At 66.4% G+C, this 797-nt stretch carries 1 protein-coding gene and 1 pseudogene; both read right to left on the reverse strand.

Annotated elements, in window-relative coordinates; translation table 11 throughout:
- Positions 1-131 precede the first annotated feature (131 nt).
- Positions 132-434, reverse strand: coding sequence for a cupin domain-containing protein (locus tag ACLJQZ_RS48565; protein WP_410628516.1), 303 nt, complete (start codon positions 432-434; stop codon positions 132-134).
- Between the two features lie 193 nt (positions 435-627).
- Positions 628-797: pseudogene (locus ACLJQZ_RS48570) on the reverse strand (IS256 family transposase); the annotation flags it as partial.

The raw sequence follows: 797 nt of genomic DNA on the forward strand, positions 1-797 counted from the left end.
ATCAAGCCATCGACCACGGCCTACGCTGGTCTGCCTGGCGTCGTCGACACCAGGCAGACGCCCGACGACACCACGTCAGACGACGCCTTCGGCTGCAAATGATAGAGATCTAGCCCTGTAGTACTAGCGCGTCACTCCAGGTATTCGGTGATGAAGTGGTTGCTTTCGTGGATGTGCACGGCCTCGTAGACCCCGGGGCCGAGCACCGCGAACTTGTGCGCCGTGCCGGCCGGGACGACGAGCACGTCCCCGGCACCGCCGTCGCGTTCCGCGGCACCGATGGTGAACCGCGCCCGTCCCCGGATGATGACGAAGGTCTCGGCGTAGGGATGCCGGTGCAGCCGCGGCCCGGACCCCACGACGTCGCTGCTTTCCCGGATGACGGAGATCCCGGACCCGACGTCGCGCCCCTCGAAGTTCTCGCTGTCGCTCACCGCTCCAGCGTAGGCGCCCCACGCAGCCCGCGGTGCCGTTTTCGCGCGGCCCCCGTGTCGACCCCCCAATCACGCGTGTCGACCTCCCAATCACGTGAACCGACCCTCCAGGCACGCGAGCCGACCCTCCAGGTACGCGAGTTCGCCGGTCCGGTAGGGTCTGTCTCATGATCGGTGTTTCCGGCGTTGTTGATCAGTAGGTCTCGGCTCCCGGCCAGCGGTCACCGAACGTGATAGCGAACGCGTTGATCACTGGCTTCCACCGCATCGTCCACCGGGCGCGGCCAGTCCCGGTCGGGTCCAGGCTGCGAGTCACAAGATACAGGCACTTCATCGCGGACTGCTCAGTCGGGAAATGCCCAC

This window comes from Amycolatopsis sp. cmx-8-4 (assembly GCF_046548675.1).
Lineage (GTDB): Bacteria > Actinomycetota > Actinomycetes > Mycobacteriales > Pseudonocardiaceae > Amycolatopsis.